17 protein-coding genes are annotated in these 22,136 nt (G+C 68.9%); 16 read left to right on the top strand and 1 reads right to left on the bottom strand.

What is annotated here, in order from left to right:
- The 4 genes from ACFU5V_RS18135 to ACFU5V_RS18120 all read left to right on the top strand — a co-directional run bounded on the left by ACFU5V_RS18135 (nucleotide 1) and on the right by ACFU5V_RS18120 (nucleotide 3,686).
- A complete protein-coding gene (locus ACFU5V_RS18135) occupies nucleotides 1-1,032 on the top strand; it encodes an MlaD family protein (RefSeq protein ID WP_172651481.1) in 1,032 nt (343 codons plus the stop codon).
- Between the two features lies 1 nt (nucleotide 1,033).
- Entirely contained in the window at nucleotides 1,034-2,041 is a 1,008-nt protein-coding gene (locus ACFU5V_RS18130; RefSeq protein WP_378433639.1) for an MlaD family protein, read from the top strand.
- On the top strand, nucleotides 2,038-2,997 hold the full coding sequence (locus ACFU5V_RS18125) for an MlaD family protein (RefSeq protein ID WP_378433640.1): 960 nt from the start codon (nucleotides 2,038-2,040) through the stop codon (nucleotides 2,995-2,997). Before ACFU5V_RS18130 ends, ACFU5V_RS18125 begins: the two co-directional genes overlap by 4 nt.
- 71 nt (nucleotides 2,998-3,068) lie before the next feature.
- On the top strand, nucleotides 3,069-3,686 hold the full coding sequence (locus ACFU5V_RS18120; RefSeq protein ID WP_378433641.1) for a hypothetical protein: 618 nt from the start codon (nucleotides 3,069-3,071) through the stop codon (nucleotides 3,684-3,686).
- Between the two features lie 43 nt (nucleotides 3,687-3,729).
- Here ACFU5V_RS18120 and ACFU5V_RS18115 read toward each other — a convergent pair whose 3' ends face one another.
- A complete protein-coding gene (locus ACFU5V_RS18115) occupies nucleotides 3,730-4,344 on the bottom strand; it encodes a TetR/AcrR family transcriptional regulator (RefSeq protein WP_206013102.1) in 615 nt (204 codons plus the stop codon).
- A 71-nt stretch (nucleotides 4,345-4,415) separates the two neighbouring features.
- On the opposite strand from ACFU5V_RS18115, the gene ACFU5V_RS18110 reads away from it, so the two are divergent.
- From ACFU5V_RS18110 to ACFU5V_RS18055, 12 genes are all read left to right on the top strand, one after another.
- Nucleotides 4,416-5,597, top strand: coding sequence for a Rieske 2Fe-2S domain-containing protein (locus ACFU5V_RS18110; RefSeq protein WP_172651476.1), 1,182 nt, complete (start codon nucleotides 4,416-4,418; stop codon nucleotides 5,595-5,597).
- On the top strand, nucleotides 5,594-6,355 hold the full coding sequence (locus ACFU5V_RS18105; protein ID WP_378433643.1) for an enoyl-CoA hydratase/isomerase family protein: 762 nt from the start codon (nucleotides 5,594-5,596) through the stop codon (nucleotides 6,353-6,355). Before ACFU5V_RS18110 ends, ACFU5V_RS18105 begins: the two co-directional genes overlap by 4 nt.
- Entirely contained in the window at nucleotides 6,352-7,023 is a 672-nt protein-coding gene (locus tag ACFU5V_RS18100) for a PaaI family thioesterase (protein ID WP_378433644.1), read from the top strand. The genes ACFU5V_RS18105 and ACFU5V_RS18100 overlap by 4 nt, the downstream gene beginning before the upstream one ends.
- Complete coding sequence (locus tag ACFU5V_RS18095; protein WP_378433645.1) at nucleotides 7,020-8,270, top strand: CaiB/BaiF CoA transferase family protein; 1,251 nt, start codon at nucleotides 7,020-7,022, stop codon at nucleotides 8,268-8,270. Before ACFU5V_RS18100 ends, ACFU5V_RS18095 begins: the two co-directional genes overlap by 4 nt.
- A 191-nt stretch (nucleotides 8,271-8,461) precedes the next feature.
- Nucleotides 8,462-10,003, top strand: a complete 1,542-nt coding sequence (locus tag ACFU5V_RS18090) for a class I adenylate-forming enzyme family protein (protein WP_378433646.1) — start codon at nucleotides 8,462-8,464, stop codon at nucleotides 10,001-10,003.
- A gap of 63 nt (nucleotides 10,004-10,066) precedes the next feature.
- On the top strand, nucleotides 10,067-11,473 hold the full coding sequence (locus tag ACFU5V_RS18085; RefSeq protein ID WP_378433647.1) for an MFS transporter: 1,407 nt from the start codon (nucleotides 10,067-10,069) through the stop codon (nucleotides 11,471-11,473).
- A gap of 3 nt (nucleotides 11,474-11,476) precedes the next feature.
- Entirely contained in the window at nucleotides 11,477-13,606 is a 2,130-nt protein-coding gene (locus ACFU5V_RS18080) for a molybdopterin-dependent oxidoreductase (RefSeq protein WP_378701016.1), read from the top strand.
- The gene (locus ACFU5V_RS18075) at nucleotides 13,606-15,843 is read left to right on the top strand and encodes a molybdopterin-dependent oxidoreductase (protein WP_378701014.1); all 2,238 of its coding nucleotides are present in this window, start codon (nucleotides 13,606-13,608) and stop codon (nucleotides 15,841-15,843) included. Before ACFU5V_RS18080 ends, ACFU5V_RS18075 begins: the two co-directional genes overlap by 1 nt.
- Nucleotides 15,843-17,471 (top strand): FAD-dependent oxidoreductase, encoded by a 1,629-nt coding sequence (locus ACFU5V_RS18070; RefSeq protein ID WP_378701012.1) that lies wholly within the window; start codon nucleotides 15,843-15,845, stop codon nucleotides 17,469-17,471. Before ACFU5V_RS18075 ends, ACFU5V_RS18070 begins: the two co-directional genes overlap by 1 nt.
- Nucleotides 17,465-19,597, top strand: coding sequence for a molybdopterin-dependent oxidoreductase (locus ACFU5V_RS18065; RefSeq protein WP_378701138.1), 2,133 nt, complete (start codon nucleotides 17,465-17,467; stop codon nucleotides 19,595-19,597). The genes ACFU5V_RS18070 and ACFU5V_RS18065 overlap by 7 nt, the downstream gene beginning before the upstream one ends.
- 166 nt (nucleotides 19,598-19,763) lie before the next feature.
- Nucleotides 19,764-21,287, top strand: coding sequence for a class I adenylate-forming enzyme family protein (locus tag ACFU5V_RS18060; RefSeq protein WP_378701010.1), 1,524 nt, complete (start codon nucleotides 19,764-19,766; stop codon nucleotides 21,285-21,287).
- Nucleotides 21,288-22,031: an SDR family oxidoreductase gene (locus ACFU5V_RS18055; protein ID WP_378701007.1), complete on the top strand. Its 744-nt coding sequence runs from the start codon at nucleotides 21,288-21,290 to the stop codon at nucleotides 22,029-22,031.
- The last annotated feature ends 105 nt before the right edge of the window (nucleotides 22,032-22,136 follow it).

Below are 22,136 nucleotides of genomic sequence, written 5' to 3'. Positions count from 1 at the left end.
ATGTCCGGGAAATCACGCCTGATGGTCAAGGTGCTGGCCGTCGTGTGCGCGGCCGCCGCCGTCTGCGGCGCCGGTGTGGCGGTCGCGACGACGGGGCAGCAGGCAGACCGGTCGGCGTTCTGCGCGCTCATGCCCGACGCCATCGGCCTCTACGCCGGCAACCCGGTCACCCAGATGGGTTACGAGGTGGGCCGTGTCGAAGGCATCGAGCCGCAGGGCGACCACGTGCAGGTCACCTTCTCGCTCGCGAGTGGCCGGTCCTATCCGTTCGACGTCCGAGCGGTCACCCGCTCGAAGTCCCTGCTCGCCGATCGGAGCCTCGAACTCGTCGGCAACTACACGACCGGTCCGGAACTCGCTCCGCAGCAGTGCATTCCGCTGGAGCACAGCCATACTCCGAAAAGCATCTCCGAGATCGCCGGTTCGGCAGCCGATTTCATCGATGCCATCGCTCCGGACGACGGTGAGGAGAACGTCCGGAAGACGGTGCTCGGTCTCGACGAGGCGCTCCGCGGCCAGGGAGAGAACGCCGCGGACATGATGAGGCATGCCGCCGAGGCCGCGGCCGATCCGGACAAACTCGTCGCCGACATCGGCTCGTCGATCGCGAACATGGCCCCGCTGACGGACGAAGCGCTCCGCCGGTGGAGTTCGATCCGGTCGATCGTGGAGCAGATGCCTGCCGTCGTGGCCGCGGGCATCGACCTGTGGCCCGGAGTCATCGAGGTGTGCGAGGGAATCGGTTGGCTGGTAGCGACCTTGCACGACATCCAGCAGAACTACGGCGCCGACATCTGGCCCTTCGTGCACGGACCGGCGACCGATGCCCTGAAGCTGGCGGCGACACGGTCGAACGACATGGCAGGCCTGATCTCGACGATTCCGTCGGTTGCACCCTTCCTCGCGCAGCAGACGACGCGTGACGGCGCACTCACCATTGCCTACCAGCCGCCGACCGTGGCTCTGACGACCACCGGAACCGAGGTGCCGATGGATCGGCTGCTCGACCTCGTGCGGACGGGAAGGAATTGAGATGAATCTGTCGAGAAGAACGCGGCAGCTTCTGTGCGCTGCCTCCGTGAGCGCGGTGGTGCTGACGGTACCGGCATGTTCCCTGGGGCCGGACGACCTGCCCTCGGTCCGCGGTGGCGTCGGCAATACCTACGACCTGTCGCTCGAGTTCGCCAGTGTGATGAATCTGCCCGCCGGTGCCGACGTGATGATGGACGGTCTGCGGGTCGGCGAGGTCCGGTCTCTGCAGGTGTCCGGATCGACGGTGACTGTGTCGGCCGGAATCGGCAGCGACACCAGGATTCCCGCCGACGCGCGGGCGATCGTCCGTCAGGACACTCTCCTGGGCGACACCTATATCGCGCTCACCGGCGACGGCGAACATTCCGCCGACGAATACCTGCCTGCCGGTGGCACGATCCCCGTCGCCCGCACCATCTCGCCACCGCAGTTGGAGGACACCATCGCCGTCCTCGCGAACTTCGTCAACGGCGGCAGCATCCAGCGGATCGAGGATGTGATGGCCCGGGTCAACGCCGTCGTGCCGCCGCTCCCGGCCGTGCGCGACGTGGCGTCCGTGGCGGCGCTGGACATGCAGGATCTCGCGGCCAGGACGCGGGAGATCGACCGGACGCTGACGGGGCTGAACGAGACCGCACTGTCGTTCGACGATCGCACCGACGCCCTGTCGGCCATGTTCGACAGTTCCAGCGTGCATTACTGGCGGCGACTCGCGATCTCGGTGGTGTCGCACATCGGCCAGATCCTGCCCTCCGTCGGCAGCGTCTACGAAGGCGGTCTGTGGATGGTTCCCATGCTGAACACGCTCGCCGACACGGGGGACGTGGCGCGCGACGTCTGGGACGAGGGCCCGGACACGACCGTCGTGCTGTCGCGTTTCCTGCGCAGCAGGATCGTGCCGTTCGCGCAGAAGCCGTCCGTGGAGATCGAGGGCATCGAATCTGCCGGGGGAGACCAGATCGTGGCCGACGCGGAGAACCTGCTCCGCATGCTGGGAGCTGTGAAATGACCGTCAAGACTTCGTTGTCGATTCTCGGCATGGTGGTGATCGCCGTGTTGTCGTTCCTCTATATGGGCCGGGCGGGTCTGCACGTCTCCCGGTTCGACGACGTACGCTCCGCCACATTGGACGTGCCGGACACGAACGGACTCGTCGTCGGCTCCCGTGTGTTGCTCCGGGGGGTGGCGATCGGACACATCAGTGGCGTGACGGCGTCGGCCGATCACATCGAGGTCGCGTGGAACTACGAGAGTGACCGGTCGATCCCCGCCGACAGCGAGTTCCGCGTCGACAATCTGTCGGCACTGGGCGAACCGTTCCTCGCGGTGCTGCCCTCGTCCGCAGCGGGGCCGTATCTCGAGGACGGGGACACCGTCCCGGCGAACCAGGTCGTGGTGCCGACGACGTTCAAGGAGCTCTCGGAGCGCCTGACCAGGCTCCTCGAGCAGGTGGATCCCGTTCGGGTACAAGCGATCTTCGACACGATCGACGTCGCACTCCCCGACGACTTCGCGGTCCTGAACAATCTCACGCGGGCAGGCGAACTACTCGCGGCGACGCTCACCCAGCAGTCCGACAACCTCACGACGCTGTTCGACACCCTGCAACCACTGCTGATGGACAGCGCCACCCTCCCACAGGGTTTCCGGGATACGACACCGATCGTCGCCGAGTTCGGCAGCGGGTTCCACGACGTACTCGGCGGAATCCGGTTCGCCACCGAGAAGGGTCCCCTGCGCGACGGAATCGCGAACGGTGCAAGTCCTTTCATCGGGGAACTGCAGACGTTCCTCGACCACACCGCCCCGGACCTGCAGGTGATCGGCGTGAACCTCCTGCCCTCGGTCCAGGCCGGGGCGGCGTCGATGCGGACCGTCGACGTGGGCCGCCTGCTCGACAACGTCATGGCGTCCACCGCATCCGGAGATGCACTGACAGTCCACCTCAGCCCGTCGGGACGGTAGAGCCGACCGCACCCCGAGACGTACTCGATCGTCCACCCCCGGAGATCGGACAGCCCAGTGAAAGGCGAACGATGCAGAAATCAATGGAACTCGTGAACTCCGGAACCGCCCCCGAGGCCGATTCGTCCGAGGGTGCGGGCGATCGTGGGCGTCGCGGTGGCAGGAACGTGCCACTGCGGTCGGTGGTGGCCGGGGGCCTGGTCGCCGTTCTCGTCGTCGCACTGGCGGTGCTCGGGTGGCAACTTCGGAGCACGACCGACGAACTCGACCGACTCCACGACGCGGCGGCGAGCAGGCAGCAGGCCGAACGGATCGCCCTCGACTACGCGACCGGCGCCGCCGAAATGGACTTTCGCGACCTGCCCGCGTGGCGAACACGGCTGACGGCGGGCACCGCCCCGGAACTGTCCAGCCGTCTCACCCAGGCCGCGACGTCGATGGAGCAGATCATCGCTCCGCTCCAGTGGACGTCGAGCGCACAGCCGATCTCGGCGAAAGCAGAACCGGGACCGGACGGAACCTATTCGGTCGACTGCTTCGTCAGCGTCCTGACGAAGAACAGCCAGGCACCGGACGGACTGCAGTCGACCGCGACCTACAAGATGACGGTCGACAGCGGTAACGACTGGAAGATCACCGAGATCAGCGGAATCGATTCCGCACTCGACGGGGACACGGCGCCGCGGTAGCCGGTTCGGGGCCCTCTGCCGGCGGCGCCGTACCTGTGCGTACTCAGTCGCCGGCAGGCAGCGCGGCAGGAACAACCGAGGGGACCAGGAACGTGCGGATCTTCTCGCGGAACCGTTCCAGCGAGCCGGTGCCGCCGTTGAGTTGGCTGATACACATGATCTCGAGTTCCGAGATCCATTCGCACAGCAATGTCAGATCCAGGTCGGCGCGGAGATCGCCGGCCTCCTGCGCTTCGCGCAGAATCGGCTCCCACAGCTCACTCGTCAGTTCGACGGCCTTGCCCGACGTGGTCAGCAGGGAGTTCGCCAGGGTCATCTCCGAGGGGGAGACGAGCAGGTGGACCATGGGGTCCCGCAGACCGCTCTCGACGTTCTGGCAGATGCCCTCGACGAGTCGCTCCTCGATAGTGGGCCACTTCGCGATGAAGGCGCGGGCGGGCGTCATGTTCTTGCGCGCGCGCCGCGCGACCGATTCGATGATCAGACTCTCCCGGTCCGAGAAATACCGGTAGACGGTTGCGCGGGACATGTCCGCGGCGCGGGCGACGTCCTCCATGGTCGTCTTGGTGATCCCGAAGCGTTCGAAGCACGACTCCGCTGCGGTGAGGATCGTCGAGCGGACGTCGGTCGCGGGGTCGTTTCCAGTCCTTGCAGCCACCAGGAAACAGTACAACCACAATCTGCCGTGAGACGCTAGACAACGAATGTCTCATGTGCCACTCTCGGTGTATGGAGCGCGAAGACAAGATCACCCTCACCGAGCGACTGATCGCACACGTCGACAACAACAGCACCGACTACGCGGACGACCTGCTTCGAGTGCCGTTCTCGGTGTTCAACGACCCCGAGCTCGCCGAACGCGAGCGCACGGTGGTCCGGCGGCTGCCGCACATCGTCGCCCACGTCGACGAGCTGAAGAAGGCGGGCGACTTCGTCACGACCGAGCTGATCGGCACGCCGCTGCTGGTGGTCAAGCAGACGGACGGCAGCGTCAAGGCCTTCTCCAACGTCTGCAGGCACCGGGGCTCGAAGGTGGAGTTCGAGGAAGCCGGCTGCAAGCGCGTCTTCAGCTGCCCGTATCACAACTGGGCGTACGGCCGCGGTGGAGATCTGCGGGGAATGCCGCACGCGGAAGGCTTCGACGGCATGGACCGCTCGCAGTACGGGCTCGTCGAATTTCCCTGCGAGGTGCGGCACGGCCTGGTCTGGGTGGTTCCGACGGTCGGCGCCGAACTCGACATCGCCGCGATTCTCGGCGCCAAGCACGACGCGGAGGTGACGGACACCGGGATGGCCGAGTCGTTCCAGGTGCGCAAGGAGACCTGGAAACTCGACATGAACTGGAAGATCGCCGTCGACGGCGTCCAGGACTCGTACCACCTGTGCCAGTTGCACACCAAGACCGTGTGCAACTACCTCGAGGGCAACATCACTGCCTACGACCTGGTCGACCGTTCGTGGCGAATCGTCGTGGCCCGCAAGTCGATCACCGAGGTTCGCGGCGCAGATCCCGACTCGTTCGACGTCCGCGACTACTCCCTGGCGAACTACACGATCTACCCGGGCACGATGCTCGTGACCGAGCCCAACCACTTCGAGATCTGGACGATCGTGCCCGACACCGAAGATCCCAACGTGTCGTACTGCACCATTCGCCTTCTCTCCCCGAAGGAACCCGAGACTCCGCGGGAGAAGCGGATTCTGGACAAGAACTGGGAACTCCTGATGGAGACCCTGCACGCCGAGGACTGGTTCGTCACGAAGACGATCACGGCCAACGCGGCACACGGGCAGGTCGACGAGCTGATCTACGGACGCAACGAGCTTCCCGGTCAGGTGTTCCACAAGATGATCACCCGCGATGCCGAGGAGGTCGCTCGGCAGGAGGCCGCGGCCGGCGGTGTGCGGTGACGACGGGCGACCTTCGCCGATCGTCGCCCGCGCCCGGAGTGCTGCAACTCGAACTCGCGCGGCCCGACGTGCACAACGCGATCACCCTCGGCCTGCAACGTGAACTCGATTCCGCGCTCGCCGAGGCGGCGGACGACCCGGACGTCCGGGTGGTGCTGCTGGCGGGGGAGGGTACCGCCGCGTTCTCCGCGGGATACGACCTGAAGGAACTCCGGGCGATGACGGCGGACGCCTGCGCCCTCAGCCTGCTCGAACGGGACGAACTGTTGTGGAGGTACTTCACGTTCCCCAAACCCACCGTCGCCGCGGTCCAGGGCATGGCCTACGGCGCGGGCACCCTGCTGGCGGCGTGTTCGGATCTGCGCGTCGGAGGTCCCGGCACCCGCATCACCGTCACCGCGGCGAAGTACGGCGGCGCCAATCTCACGTGGGTACTCGACCACCTGATCGGCGCCGGGCTCGCCCGCGATCTGCTGATGACCTCGCGGGCAGTCACCGGTGAGGAGGCCCACCGGATGGGTCTGGTCTCCCGGTACGCCGCCGACGGCGACGTGCTCGGCGCCGCACTCGAGGCGGCCGGGCAGATCGCTATCCAGCCCCCGGAGTCGATGCGCGAGATCAAGACTCTGCTGCTCGACGGACCGGGACGCGACCTGCGGTCCCGGTACGACCGGGAGAATGTCGTGTCGCGCACGACGCTCCGGCCGCGTCCGGTCGAGGAGATGTTCGGCTCCTACTTCGGACGGCGCGCCCGGTGACCCGCGTCTCGACCCCCGACGACATCTGGAGTCCCAGCTGGGACGACCCGTTCGCACCGACCGCGGACGGTGACGACGAGTTCGCGGAACTGGCGGAGGCTCTGCGCTCCGTGCAGGAAGCCGTCACCCGCAGTCGGCCGAGTCCGGACGCGGCGAGTCGCGCGGCGCGTACGCTCCGCGACCTCGCAGCACGACTGGCGGAGTTCGAGGTAGGCGAGGACCAACAGATCGCCGGCAGGCGCTGGGATCTTCCCGGCCGGGCACAGGCGCTGACGCCACCCCTCCACGTCGACGAGGTGACCGCGACCCGGGCGCGGGGGCGCGTCACGGTCGGCAGATTCCATTCCGGGCGCTACGCGATGAACGGCGGCGTGACGCCGCTGATCTTCGACGAGATACTCGCGCGCCTCGCCAACAGTTCCGGCAGGCACTGGGCGCGCACGGCGTACCTGCACGTCAACTATCGTGCCCCCGCGCCGCTCGGCGTCGAATTGCGCGTGGAGGCGGAGCTGGCCGGGCAGGAGGGCCGCAAGCGATTCCTGCGCGGCGCGATGTATCACGGCGACGTTCTCGTCGCCGACGTCGACGGACTCTGGATCGAACTGAAACCGGAACAGACACAGAATGTCTCGCTGGCCGTCGGTCGGGGAGCAGAGGAGGGTTCATGAGTGGGTACTCGCTGCTGGACGGCGTTCGGATCCTCGAGGTCGCGCAGCTGGCGCCGTCGTCGCTCGGCGGGCATCTCGCCGATCTGGGTGCGGACGTGATCAAGATCGAATCCGGTCCGCTCGGGGATCCCGTGCGCATCGGCGGCAGCCGTGCCGTCGGAGACGAGGACGGGCCTGCCTTCATGCACCTGCGGTGGAATCGCGGAAAGCGCAGCGTCGCAATCGATCTGCGCACCCCCGAAGGAAAGCAAGCGTTCCTCGACCTCGCGCGGTCGTGCGACGCGGTCATCGAGGGCATGCGGGGCGGGTATCTCGACTGGCTGGGCATCGGCTACGAGCAACTGCGACAGGTGAATCCGAAGATCGTGCTGTGCACGGTGTCGGGCATGGGCACCGACGGGCCGTACCGTGTTCTCGGCACCGGCGGTCCGGTGTTCGACGCGTACGCCGGGCTCCGCGAGGTCGGCACTCCCGCGGAGCCGCCGACCGAGGGCATGGCGGGCTCCACGACCCCGCCGATCGCGATGTACGCGCTGGGCGCGTACGCGGCGATGGGCCTGCTCGCGGCGCTGCACAAGGCCGGCGCCACCGGTACCGGCTGCCACGTCGAGGTGGCGGGCATCGACGTCGCCGCCGCGTGGATGCCGGACCTGGTGGACGCGGCGTTGAACAGGGACCGCTCGATTCCCCGGCCGACGTGGCTCCCGGACGGCCGGCTGCCCGACTGGCCACGGCTCGAGGCCTACCGCACGAGCGACGGCGAGGCGATCCTGTTCGGGTCGCACGTGGAGAAGTTCTGGCACAACTTCCTGGTGGCGGTTGGACGCCAAGACCTGATCGACGTCGACCTCACCGGGACGGACGACGGTGCCCCCGCCCGCGCGGACCTGGTGTGGCGCGCGCTGACGGAGATCTTCGCGCAGCGCACCCGTGCCGAGTGGGTGCAGCTGTTCCTCGAACACGGCATCGCGGGAGGTCCGGTCAACAGCGTGGCCGACATGCTCGACGACCCGCACTTCCGGGCGCGGGACAACACCTACCGGGTCGACTACCCGGGGGTCGGCGAGCTCGAATTCGTGGTCAGCCCCGTGCGCGTCGCGGGGGAGAAGTTCGCGCCCGCGCTGCCGCCGGTCGTGGGCGCGGACACCGCGGAGGTGCTGCGGACGGTGGCGCAGTACGACACCACGCGGGTCGCCGCGGCAACCGACTCGGCGAGCCCTCGGCGCGAGGCCCCTCCCGCCGGCTGACCGGACGCAGTCCCCAGAAGCAACACCCACACGAAATACACTGTGTGGGTGTTGTTTTCGTGCGACGACCCAGTTCAGCCGGGTGTCCGAAATTCCCGAATCGAGCATTGCGCCGTTCGCCTACAACTGTTAGGTTTACGGCACACGAAGTGAGGGTGGTCACACCCGGCTGACGAGCACGAGGAGCACAGATGAATCTCGCGGACCTGACCCGGTTCTGGGGTAAGACACGTTCGCAGCAGCAGGCCATCGTGTTCGGGGACACGGCGCAGACCTGGGCCGAGGTCGACGCGATCACCGACGCACTCGCCCGCGGACTCGCCGCGCGGGGCGTCCGCAAGGGCGACCGGGTGGCGGTGATGATGCTCAATCGCCCCGAACTCGCCCACATCATCCTGGCGACCCTCAAGCTCGGCGCCATCAGCGTGCCGCTGAACTTCCGGCTCACCGGCAGGGAGCTGGCGCCGATGGTGCTCGACTCCGCGCCGCGCGTGGTGATCGTCGAGGACGGCTTCGCATCGCTGCTCGAGGTCGCCGCCGAGCAGGCGGAGTTCGAGACCTACGCGATCGGGGGCAGTGCCCATCCGCCGTACGAGCGGCTGATCGACCCCGGGACCGCACCCGTCGTCGCCATCGACGCCGACGACCCCGGCTTCATCTGCTACACCTCGGGGACCACCGGCGTGCAGAAGGGCGCCCTGATCACCCACCGCAACGCCATGACGCCCGGCATCTCGCAGTCGATCACGTTCGGCTTCTCGTCCCGCGACCGGGTGCTGTGCTCCGCCCCGCTGGTGTACACCGGTTCGATCCTGTCGATCTTCATGCAGCTCGTCGTCGTGCCCGGCGCGACGATGGTCCTGCTGCGCGAGTACGACCCGGAGATCGCCCTCGACACGTTCGAGCGCGAGCAGATCACGGCGACCACGACCGTCCCCGTGATCTGGGAACGGATGACGATGCTGCCCGACTTCGGCACCCGGGGGCTCGCGAAGTTCACGTTCGCCGGCACCGGCGGCGCACCCGTCAGCCTGGACCTGCTCGACTTCTACCGCTCGCACGGCATCCCGCTCACGCAGTGCTACGGCCTGACCGAGGCGTCCGGCATGGTCTCGACCCTCGCCTACGAGGACGCCCTGTCCCGTCCCGGTTTCGCCGGGCTGCCGCTGGTCGGCACCCACATCCGGATCGGTGATCCGGGAGTCCACACCCCGGCCGGGGAGGTCGGCGAGATCCTGGTCCGCGGCGAGCACGTGCTGCGGGAGTACTGGAACAAGCCCGAGGCCACCGCGGCGACCCTCGGCGACGGGTGGCTGCGCACCGGCGACCTCGGCATGCAGGACGAGGGCGGATTCCTCAAGATCGTCGACCGGAGCAAGGACATGCTGATCTCCGGGGGCCTCAACGTCTACCCCGCGGAGATCGAGAAGGCGCTGCACGGCATCGAGGGCCTGGTCGACCTCGCGGTCATCGGCGTCAAGGACGACCGCTGGGGCGAGGTGCCGATGGTGGTGTTCCACAGCGAGCGCCCCGCCGCCGAGATCGTCGCCGACATCGCCGAGGTCGCCGGCGAGAACCTGGCGAAGTTCAAGCGTCCCAAGCACGCCGTCGCGCTGGGCGAGCCCCTGCCGCGCACCTTCTCCGGGAAGCTCGCGAAACCGTCCCTGCGCCAGCGCTTCCCCGAGGTGCCCGCCGACGCACTCGCGGTCGACGGCACCGTCACCCCCGTCTAGCAAGACCCATCCAGTTCGAGGCTTCATCTCCCGCGGTTCTCCCCTTCGAGAGGAATACACGTCGTGGCCCCCACTCGTGAAGTCGACATCTCCCAACTCATCGACGCCGCACCGGTGTCGGCCCTCCAGAAGCGTGCGATCGCGTTGTGCCTGGCGCTCGCGATCCTCGACGGCATGGACGCCCAGCTGATCGGATTCGCGATTCCCGCGCTGTCCGAGGACTGGGGCCTGTCCAAGGCCTCGTTCGGGCTGCTGCTGGCGCTCAGCAGCGGCGCGATGGTCGTCGGCAGCCTGCTGTTCGGTCCCGTCGCCGACCGCTGGGGCCGGCGCCGGGTGATCCTGCTGTGCACCGTGCTGTTCGCGGTGTTCACCCTCGCGTCCGCGTTCGCGCCGTCGATGGGGGTGCTGATCGTGCTGCGCATCCTCGCCGGAATCGGGCTCGGCGGCGTCACCCCCAACCTGATTGCGCTGACCAGTGAATACAGCCCCGCCCGCAGCCGCTCCACCCTGGTCACCATCGTCGTCGCGGGCATGTCGCTCGGTGGCTTCCTCGGCGGACTCGCTGCCGCTCAACTGATCCCGGCGTACGGGTGGCAGTCGATCTTCGTGGCCGGTGGCGTCCTCCCGCTGATCGTGGCGGCGCTGGCGTGGGCCGGGCTGCCGGAATCGGGCAAGTTCCTCGCGGCCCGGGGCGATCACGCCGGCGCCGCGAAGATCCTCTCGGCGATCGCACCGCACGCGGGCATCACCGGGTCGGTGACGTTCACCGTGGACACAGCGGTGGCCACCAAATCGCCCATCCGGGAACTCTTCGCCGGCGGCCGGGCGCTGGACACGGTGCTGCTGTGGGTGGTGTTCGTCATCAACTTCCTGGTCATCTACTTCCTGTTCGGGTGGATGCCGTCGCTGTTCAGCCAGGCCGGGCAGAGCGCGTCCCACGCGATCCTCGCCGCGGCGCTGTTCAACCTCGGCGGCATGGCGGGCGCACTGTCGATCGGGTGGATCACCGACCGAGTCGGCACCGCGTGGCGCCGGTCCCGGGGTGCGGACGCCGCCTACGCGGTGGTGATGGCCGGCTACACACTCGGTGCCGTGTTCATCGGCGTCGTCGCGATGTTCCTGGCGAACTCCACGTTGCTGCTGATCACGATCTGCATCGTCGGATTCGGGATGTCCGGCAGTTCGGCGGGCATCATCGCGATCGCGGCGTCGATCTACCCGGTCGCGGCACGGTCGACCGGCATCGGCTGGGCCATGGGAATCGGGCGGATCGGGTCCATCGCCGGGCCCACCCTCGGCGCCGCCCTGATCGCGGCCGGGATGGATGCCCGCACGATCTTCCTGCTGATGATCGTGCCGACCGCCGTCGCCGTCCTGACGCTCGGTGCGCTGTTCGCGCGGGAACGACTGCGCGTTCGCACCGTCGCCGGGGCCGCGGACTCGACCGCCGTCACCGCCGAGGCGCACTGAGCCATGCGATCCGTCACGTCGAGGGCCACGTCGTACTGCAGGCTGTGTGCCTCCTCGTGCGGGGTCCTGCTCGACATCGAGGACGGGCGGATCGCGCGGGTGCTCGGCGATGCCCACCATCCGATCTCCGGCGGCTACACCTGCCCGAAGGGACGCCGAGGCGGCGACCTCGTCCACGGCCCGGACCGGCTCACCACCTCGATGCGCCGCACCGCCGCAGGCACCCACGAGCCGGTGCCGGTGGCGCGGGCGGTCACCGACATCGCGGACCGGCTGCGCGCAATCGTCGACCGGCACGGACCGGATGCGGTCGCGCTGTTCATGGGGACACAGCAGAACTTCGCCGCACTCACCCCGCCGATGGCCCGAGCCTGGTTCCGGGGTACCGGCTCGCACAAGCTGTTCTCCACGATGACCATCGACCAGTCCGCGAAATGGGTTGTCGCCGAACGGATGGGAACGTACCTCGGCGGTCGGCAGCGATTCGAGGACGCAGACGTGTGGTTGCTCGCGGGCACCAACCCCGTCGTCTCCGGCAACGGCGGCGACGGGGACGGCGCGGTGGTGCAGAACCCGTCCGTCACCCTGAGGGCGGCGCGGGAACGGGGCCTGCGGCTCATCGTCGTCGACCCGCGACGCACCGAGACCGCGGCTCTCGCCGACATCCACCTGGCGCCCCGGCCGGGTACGGACGCAGTGCTGTTCGCCGGTCTCCTGCACGTCGTCCTGACCGAGCGCCTCCACGACGCCGGCTTCTGCCACCGGTACACGGCCGACCTGGCCGTGCTCGCCGATGCTGTCAGTGGCGTGACCCCCGGCGTCGTGCAGCGGATCTGCGGCATTCCCGCAGACAGGATCAGCGACGCGGCACGCGTGTTCGCAGACGCGGCACGGGGCATGGCGACCAGCGGCACCGGGTTGTGCATGGGCCCGCACTCGAACCTCGCGGAACACCTCGTCGCGGCACTGAACGTCGTGTGCGGCCGGTATCTGCGGGAGGGGGAGCGGGCCGACGACCGCGCGGTCCTGACCCGGCACCAACCGGCGCGCGCGGAGGTCGCCCCGGCCACCCGGGCATTCGAGCACGGATTCCGCAGCCGGATCGGCGGGGTCCGGGCGATCCGCGGCGAACTTCCGTCCGGCATCCTCGCCGACGAGATCCTCGAACCCGGCCCCGACCGGGTGCGGGCGCTGATCGTCTCCGGCGGCAACCCGGCGGCGGCGCTGCCCGATCGCGGGAAAGCGTTGCGCGCGATGCGATCACTGGACCTGCTGGTGTGCGTCGACCCGCGCATGTCGGACACCGCACGGCTCGCCGACTACGTGATCGCCCCGACCACGATGTACGAGCGTGCCGATCACACCGCGATCATGGAGCCGTTCTTCCCGCAGCCGTTCGCGCAGTACACCCCCGCGGTCGTGACCGCGCCGCCCGGCGTCGTCGACGACTGGCGATTCTTCCTCGACCTCGCCGCAGCCTCCGGGCAGCCCGTCAAGTTCGCCGGTCGCATCCTCGACCCCGCCGCGCCACCGACGCCCGAGCAGTTGCTGGCCATGACGGCCGAGCGGGGGCGCGTCCCGTTCGCGGACCTGGTCGCCGCCCCGCACGGACACGTCGCCGGACGCAGCGGCGCCGTCGTGGGTCCGGCGGCCGAGGAGAATGCCGGGCACCGCCTGACACTGATGCCCGAGGACGTGCGCGCCGAACTGCACGCAGCACTGACGGACAGGGCTGTCGCAGCACAGTTCCCGCTCCTGTTGACGGTGCGGCGGATCCGGGAGACCGTCAACTCCACCGGTACCCGCGTGCCGGGACTCGTTCCGGGTGGCGCCAACCCCGCGAGCGTGCACCCGGACGACCTCGCAGCCGCGGGCATCGCCGACGGGCAGGCGGTGATCGTGCGCTCGGCGTCCGGGCACCTGCGTGCGACCGTGCGGGCGGACGCCACACTGGCCCGCGGCACCGTATCGATGACGCACTGCTTCGGGAGCGTCGACCCGCGCGACGACGTCGGAGTGAACGTGAACGCGCTGACCGGAACCGGTGACGGCGTCCAGTCGATCAACGCGATGCCCACCATGACCGCGGTTCCCGTCGCGGTCGAGCCCACCACCATCGAACAGGACGTGTGATGACGACGGCAGAACCGATTGCCGGGCACCGGATCTGCCCGCTGTGCGAGTCGACGTGCGGGCTGCTGGTCGAACTCGACGGTCGCGCCATCACGAGGGTCGCGCCGAACCCCGACGACGTGATGAGCGCCGGGCACAGTTGCGCGAAGGGGCTCGGTCTCGGCCGCATCGAGGGCGACCCGGACCGGATCCGGACCCCGCTCCTGCGCACCGCGGACGGTGGGTTCCGCGAGGCCGGCTGGGACGAGGCGTTCGCTGAGATCGAGCGCCGGCTACCGGAGTTCGTCACCGGCGACCCGGGCAGCTGCGCCGTCTACCACGGGAATCCGGCCGCCCACCACCTGGATTCGACGTTCTACCTGGGTGAGCTGATCGGTGCCGTCGGTACCCGGAACATCTACTCGCCGGCCAGCGTCGACACCTGGCCGAAGAACCTCGCGCACATGCTGCTGTACGGCACCGGGCTCGGGATGAGCCTGCCGGACCTCGACCGCACCGACTACCTGCTGATCCTCGGCTCGAACCCGATGGTCTCCAACGGCAGCACCGTCACCGCGCCCGGCATGCACCAGCGCCTGCAGGCGTTGCGCGAAAGGGGCGGCACCCTCGTCGTGGTGGATCCGGTGCGCACCCGAACCGCCGAGGTCGCGGATCTGCACGTGCCGATCCGGCCCGGGACCGACGCCCTGTTCCTGCTCGGCGTGCTGTCCGTCATCGCGTCCGAGGGACTGTCCCGGCCCGACCGGGTGCCTGCGGTGGTGGACGGCCTCGACGCCGCTCTCGCGATGGCGGCGGACTTCGACCCCCACGCCGTTGCCGGCGCGTGCGGAGTCGACGCCGACATGATCCGCGCGGTCGCGCGGGGGTTCGCGGGCGCGCCTGCAGCGGTGGCGCATTCACGGATCGGGACGTGCATGCAGGAGTTCGGCACCCTCGCGAATTGGCTCGTCGAGGTGCTCACCGCCGTCACCGGCAACCTGGACCGGCCCGGCGGGGCGATGTTCGCGCTGCCGCCGGCCGGCGGGCAGAACACCTGGCCGGTGACCAGACCGCCGAAGCTGATGTTCGACAGGTGGCGTTCGCGAGTGCGGGGGCTGCCGGAGGCGATGGGGGAGTTGCCCGCGGTGTGCTTCGCCGAGGAGATCCTCACGCCCGGACCGGGCCGTACCCGGGCGCTGATCACCCTCGCCGGGAACCCGGCCCGGTCCCTGCCCAACAGCGGCGCGATCGAGGAGGCGCTCGGCGCCCTCGACTTCATGGTGTCGGTGGACTGCTACCTCAACGAGACCACCCGCCACGCCGACGTGATCCTGCCGCCGCCACCGCTGGCGACCCGCGGCCACCACGACGTGACACTGGCGCACTTCCAGATCCGGAACGTCGCGCGGTACACCCCACCCCTACTCGACCTCGCCGACAATGAGCTGGCGGAATGGCAGATCCTGCTGCGGATCGCCGCGATCGCCCAGGGAACCCCGCAGCGTCCGGTCGAGGAGATGGACGACGAGGTGGCCGCCGTCGCCGCCCGGCGCGCCGCGACACTCGCCGGCCGCGAGATGGACCAGGTTCTGCACGCCGTCACCGACCGGCGCGGCCCTCAGCGATTACTGGACCTGCGTCTGCGCAGCGGACCCTACGGAGACCGTTTCGGGCTCGACCCGGACGGGCTGACTCTCGCACTGCTGGAGGCCAACCCGGACGGCATCGACTACGGGTCGCTGACACCGCGCGTCCCGGAGGTGCTGCGCACCCCGGACGGGCGGATCGACCTGATGCCGGAGATGATCGTCGCGGATCTGCCACGGGTGCGGGCGAGCATGACCCGGTCCGCCCCGGATCTGCTGCTGATCAACCGGCGTCAGCGGCGCGGCATGAATTCGTGGCTGCACAATGCCCTGCCCCAACCGGACGGCGGCCAGTGCGCCCTGCTGATCAGCCCGCGCGACGCGGCCGAGCGCGGCCTGGTCGGCGGCGACCGGGTGGCGGTGACGTCCAAGGTCACCACCGTGACGGCCGAACTACGAATCGACGACGCGTTGCGTCCCGGGGTGGTGAGCATGCCGCACGGGTGGGGCCACCACGGGCCGGGCCTGCGGACGTCCCGGTCGGCTTCGGTGCCCGGCAGCAACTACAACGCCCTGGTGGACGACACCACCGACCTCGAGGCGCTGACGGCGTCCCCGATCTTCAACGGCGTCCCGGTCACCGTGACGCGCACCAGCGAGGAGCATCCCTGATGGCGTACGTGGTCACCCAGAACTGCTGCAACGACGCGACCTGTGTCGCGGTCTGCCCCGTCGACTGCATCCACCCGACTCCCGCCGAGCGGGAGTACACGCGCACCGAGATGCTGTACATCGATCCGGGCGCGTGCATCGACTGCGGCGCCTGCTCCGACGTGTGCCCGGTGGACGCGATCGTCCCGGGCGACGCCCCCGCACCCGACATCGACCGGTACCGGGAGATCAACGCCGAGTACTTCCAGCGGAATCCACGCAGCACCCCGCCGGGTGCACACGTGCAGCCGCTCCCGCTCGCCCTCGCGACCACCGGCGTCACCCATCCCCCTGCGCTGCGGGTGGCGATCGTCGGATCCGGACCGTCGGCGTTCTACGCCGCCGAGGAACTGCTGGCTCGCCGCGACATCGCCGCCGAGGTCACCATGTTCGAACGGCTGCCCGTCGCAGGCGGACTCGTGCGGTTCGGCGTCGCACCGGACCATTGGCAGACGAAGGCGGTGGACCGGGTGTTCGACCGCACCGCGCGACGCGACGGCTTCACCTTCCACCTCGGCGTCGAGGTCGGGCGGGACATGACGATCGACGAGGTGCTGGCCCACCACCACGCGGTGATCCACGCGTCCGGTGCGTCGGGGGACCGGCGCCTCGCCATCAACGGCGAGGATCTGCCGGGCAGCTACGCCGCCCGGGAGTTCGTCGCCTGGTACAACGGCCACCCCGATCACGCCGACCGCACGTTCGACCTGTCCGCGCGCCGCGCCGTCGTGGTCGGCAACGGCAACGTCGCGCTCGACGTCGCCCGCATCCTCGTCTCCGATGTGAACACCCTGCGCCGCACCGACATCGCCGACCACGCCCTCGCCGCCCTGGCCGGCAGCCGGGTCGAGGAGGTGGTGGTGCTCGGTCGGCGGGGACCCGAGCACGCGGCCTGCACCACGCCGGAACTGCTCGCGCTCGGCTCGCTGCCGGGTATCGACGTCCTCGTCGACGGTCCGGTGACGGCGGCACCTGACGCACCGGCCAAGCTGCGGATCCTCGCCGACTACTCCCGGCGGGAGCCGACGCCGGGCAACAAGCGCATCGTGTTGCGCTTCGATACCTCCCCACGAGAGGTGCTCGGCGCGGGCCGTGCCGAGTCGCTTCTGGTGTCCCACGGTGACACCGTGGACCGGATCGAGTGCGGTCTGATCCTCCGGGCGGTCGGGTACCGCGGGTTGCCGATCGACGGCCTCCCGTTCGACGAGGCCGCCGGAACCGTCGCCAATGCCGCGGGCCGCGTCGTGCTGCCGGGGACGGGGGAGACCGTCCCCGGGCACTACGTGGCGGGGTGGATCAAGCGCGGTGCCACCGGGGTGATCGGCACCAATCGCTACTGCGCGGCGGAGACCGTCGAGGCACTCCTCGCCGATCACCGTGCGGGACTGCTCGCCGCCCCCACCTCGGCCGCTGCGGACCTGGCGGCGCTGGTGCGCGAACGCAGGCCCGACGCGCTCGGCGGCGCGGACTGGCGCGCGATCGACCGCTTCGAGCGCGAGCAGGGGCGGGCCGTCGGACGTCCTCGGGTCAAGATCGTCGACGCCCCCGCGGCAGGCGATGTCGCGAGAGCCGCACGGGTGGGATCGTGACGCGGAAGGTCCACACGTTCTGCCGGATCTGCGAGCCGGGGTGCGGCCTGCTCGCCGAGGTGGACGGTGACGAGGTCGTCCGGCTGCAGCCGGACCGGGATCATCCCGTGCACAAGGGGTTCTCCTGCCACAAGGGCGTGCACTACCTCCAGGTTCACCAGGATCCGGATCGCCTCGACCGGCCGCTGAAGCGGAAGAATCCGCGGAGCGAGGAGCGCGGCGACTTCGAACCCGTGGAGTGGGACGTCGCGGCGCGCGAGATCGCCGACAGGCTCGCGGAAGTGCGGCGCCGATACGGCCGGGGTGCCCTTGCCGTCTACCAGGGAAACCCGTCGGCGTTCAACGGCGCCTACTACGCGAACGCCGCCACGATCGCGCGCGGCTTCGACACCCGGATGCGCTTCAGTGCGGGAACCCAGGACACCTCGGCCAAATATGCTGCGAGTGAGGCGATCTACGGGGCGTCGATGGCGCATCCGATTCCCGACCTGCTGCACACCGACTACTTCCTGTGCGTCGGCAGCAACCCGCAGGTCTCGCACATGACGCTGATCCACATCTCGGATCCGATGGCCAAGATCCGCGCGGTGAAGAGCCGCGGCGGGACAGTGCTGTTCGTCAATCCGCGCCGCATCGAGTCGTCGTCGCCGGAGACCGGGGACGTGTTGTTGATCAAGCCGGACACCGACTTCTACTTCCTCGCCGGAATCCTGCACGAGATCGTCTTCCGGATCGGGTACGACCGGGCCGAGGTGGAACGTCACGCTCGCCGCGTCGACGAGTTGCTCGACTTCGTCCGGCAGTATCCCGTCGACCGGATCGCCGGAGTCACCGGCATCGAGGCCGACACGATCCGGCGGGTCGCCGACGAGTTCTGCGCCGCACCGAGCGCAAGCGTCTACATGGCGACCGGGGTGAACCAGGGCCGTCAGGGCACCCTGGCCTACTGGATGCTCACCATGGTCAGCCTGTTCTCCGGCAACCTCGGCAGGCGCGGTGGCAACATCTACTCGCGTGGCGTCGCCGACGTGGTGCAGGGTTCCAAGCGCAAACGGGAGGACCCGTTTTACGAGGGTCCCTTCGGTGAGATGCGGACCGTCGGCGGTGATCTCCCCGCCGCGCTCCTGCCGGACTTCATCGAGAATCCCGACGACCCGGTCCGCGCGCTGATCGTGGTGTCGGGCAACCCGCTGCTGTCGGTCGGTGGGGACGACCGCCTGCGCCGGGCGTTCGAGCAGTTGGACCTGATCGTGACCGTCGATCTGTACCGCACGGTCACCGGTGAGATGGCGGACTATGTTCTGCCGGCTACGGACTGGCTGGAACGGGAGGACGTCAACTTCCTCAACACGATGGGCGTGGCGATGGAGCCGTACGTGCAGTACACGCCCGCCGTCGTCCCCGCGAAGGGGGAGCGCCGCGACGACTGGTGGATCCTGTCTCGCATCCAGCAGGCGATGGGCGTCCCGACGCTGCTCGACGACCCCGACCCGAATCCGTTCGCCGCGGTCGACGCGATGATGCGGGACTCGGGTCTGAGCATCGAACTCCTCGCGACCCTGCCCTGCCAGACCGCGGTGCTGCCGGAGGCCGAACCGTCGCACGTGTTCAGCATCGCGGTCCAGCACGACGACGGCCTGATCGACTGCTGTCCCGCGCTGTTCCAGCGCTCGTACGGGACCGCGGAACGCATCTTCGAGGAGTTGGCCGCCGAGCCCGCCGACCAGCTCAAACTGATCACCCGGCGCACCCACTACATGGTCAACAGCTGGCTGCACAATCTTCCGGTGTTCAAACAGGGCGTCCACCAGAGCAATCCGCTGTGGATGCACCCGGACGACGCGCGGTGCCGGGATCTCGTCGAGGGCGACGACGTCACCGTGCGTAACCGCCACGGCGACGTCGACGCGATGCTGATCTACGACGACACCCTCCGGCCGGGCGTCGTGGCGATGACCCACGGCTGGGGGCAGCGCACGGCCCGGGGGCTGGACGTCGCGAGGCGCAACCCGGGTGTGAACGTCAACCGTCTCGCGCCCACCGGGCCGGACGGCTACGACCCGCTGAGCAACCAGTCGCAGCTCACCGGCATCAACGTCGAGGTGGTGCGCCTCCGGCACCCGTGAGTACTTGTTAACGTCCGGCGGTTAACAAGTACTCACGGGCGCGAAGCGCAGACCTTGCCGGATTTAACAACAACCTTTAGATTTAGCAGCTGTGACGGGCGGCACAGTCACGGAGAACTTCGGTTTCGATCCCACCGGTCGCGGCCGGGCACACAGGAGGCAATGAATGAGCGGAACCGTGATCGACGCGCTGAATTTCTGGGCGCGGATCGTCCCGGGCCAACCGGCCATCGATTTCGACGGCGACGTCGTCACGTACGCGGAACTGTCGAGGTGGGCCGACGGCGTCGCCCACGACCTCGCGGCGCGCGGCGTCCTGCCGGGTGACCGGGTCAGCTTCGTGGGAACCAACACCCTCGAATGGTGCGCGGCGGCGCTGGGGGCGATGAAGGTGGGCGCCATCGCCGCGCCGTTCAATCAGCGGATGCTCGCCGGCGAGCTCACGGCGCTGGTCGAGGATTGTGAGCCGAAGGTCGTCTACTGCGATCAGGCGTACCTTCCGAGACTCGAGGAGGTCCTGAAGGCGCACGACACGTTCTCGATCGCCGTCCTCGAACACGACGTGCGGCCCCTGCGCGGCGGGGAGCACAGTACGTTCCCGACTCCCGTCGTCGACGTCTCGACCCCGACCGCGATCGTCTTCACCAGTGGTACGACGGGCAGGCCCAAGGGCGTGGTGTTCACCCACGCGACCATCGCGGGCGAGATGCACGAGTGGTCGCTGATGGAACCCATCCTGCCCAACGGTTTGCGTCCTCTGCTCGTGCTGCCGTTGTTCACCGCGGCGGGCATCATCTGGGGCATCTCCCGCACCGTCATCCACGGCGGCACGCTCTTCCTGCAACCGGGATTCGACCCGCAGGCAGCCCTGCGTGTCCTGGTCGAGGACCAGGCGACGACGCTCACCGGTCCACCCATCCTGTTCGAGCAGATCGCGAAGGTCCCGGGATTCGCCGACGCCGACCTCCGCCACCTCACCACCGCCCACGTGGGCGGTGCCCGGGTGCCTGCGCACCTGCTGGGGATCTGGCAGGACCGGGGTGTGCAGTTGCGGCAGATCTACGGGCAGACCGAGATCGGCGGTTCCGCCACCGTGATGCCCCGCGACGAGGCGGCCGAGCATCCGGACAAGTGCGGGTGGGGTGGCATCTTCACCAAGATCCGAGTCGTCGACGCGTCCGGAAACGACTGCGCGCCCGGTGAAACCGGGCAGATCCTCCTCCGCGGTCCGGGAATGATGCCGGGCTACTGGCGCAACGAGGACGCGACGAAAGCCACGCTGATCGACGGCTGGTTGCACACGGGAGATCTCGGAAAGCTCGACGAGAACGGCTACCTGACCTACGTGGACCGGCTCAAGGACATGATCATCTCCGGTGGGCTCAACATCTCGCCCGCCGAAATCGAATCGGTGATCAATCAGATCCCCGAGGTCGAGGAAGTCGCGGTGATCAGCGTGCCCGACGCGAAGTTCGGAGAGACTCCGGCTGCCCTCGTGAAGGCGGCGCCGGGCCTGACCGAGGCGGATGTCGTCGAGTTCTGCAATCGGCGCCTCGCCGACTTCAAGGTCCCGCGCTACGTCGTGCTGCTGGACGAGCCGTTGCCGCGGATGGCCAGCGGCAAGATCGCCAAACGGGAACTGCGCGACACGTACGCGGACGTGCCGGACTCTCACCGGAAGGTGCGCTGAATGACGAACGCGGGTGAACAGAAGGTCGCCGTCGTCACCGGGGGTGGCCGGGGCATCGGTGCGGCAATCGCGCAGCGACTCGCGTCGGACGGTTTCGCTGTGGCGGTGAACTATTCGCGCAGCGAGACGCATGCGGCCGACGTGGTCGCGAAGATCGTCGCGGGCGGCGGCCCCGCGGCGGCGATCAAGGCGGACATCGGGGACGCGGCGTCCGCCGAGGAACTGATCTCACGGACCGCCGACACGCTCGGGGCACCGACGGTACTGGTCAACAACGCGGGCATGAACCTCGCCGGTTCGGTCCGCAAGCAGCAACCGGACGACTGGGATCGCGTGATCGCGGTCAACCTCAGCGGGGCGTTCTACTGCACGCACGCCGCGTTGCCTGCGATGTACGAGAACGGCTGGGGCCGCGTCGTCTTCTTCGGAAGCCCGTCCGGCGGACGGCGGCCGTCGCCCGGGATGAGCGCCTACTCGGCGGCGAAGGCCGGTCTGACCGGAATGACCCGGACGTTGGCACTCGAGGTCGCGCGGCGCGGCATCACCGTCAACACCGTCGTCCCCGGTTTCGTCGAGACCGACATCATCAGTTCCGGGGGCGACGCCGCCGTCGACGCCCTGGCCGCCCATTGGCCGCGGATCCCGGCAGAGTCCGTGGCGGCGACCGTGTCCTTCCTCGCCAGTGACGACGCGCGCCATGTGTCGGGTGAAGAGGTGGGCGTCTGGCTCGGCGGTCCGGTGTAGGCGCCTCCGGCGCCCGTGAGGGGGTGGGTGGAGGACGCGAAAGATGACAAAATCACAGGGGTATCTGCGGTCGTCAGGCGTGTTAATCGCCTGTCCATCAGTCTG

This window comes from Rhodococcus sp. NPDC057529, from assembly GCF_042802055.1.
Taxonomy (GTDB): domain Bacteria; phylum Actinomycetota; class Actinomycetes; order Mycobacteriales; family Mycobacteriaceae; genus Rhodococcus_F.
This window is presented reverse-complemented; position numbering and strand designations above follow the sequence as displayed.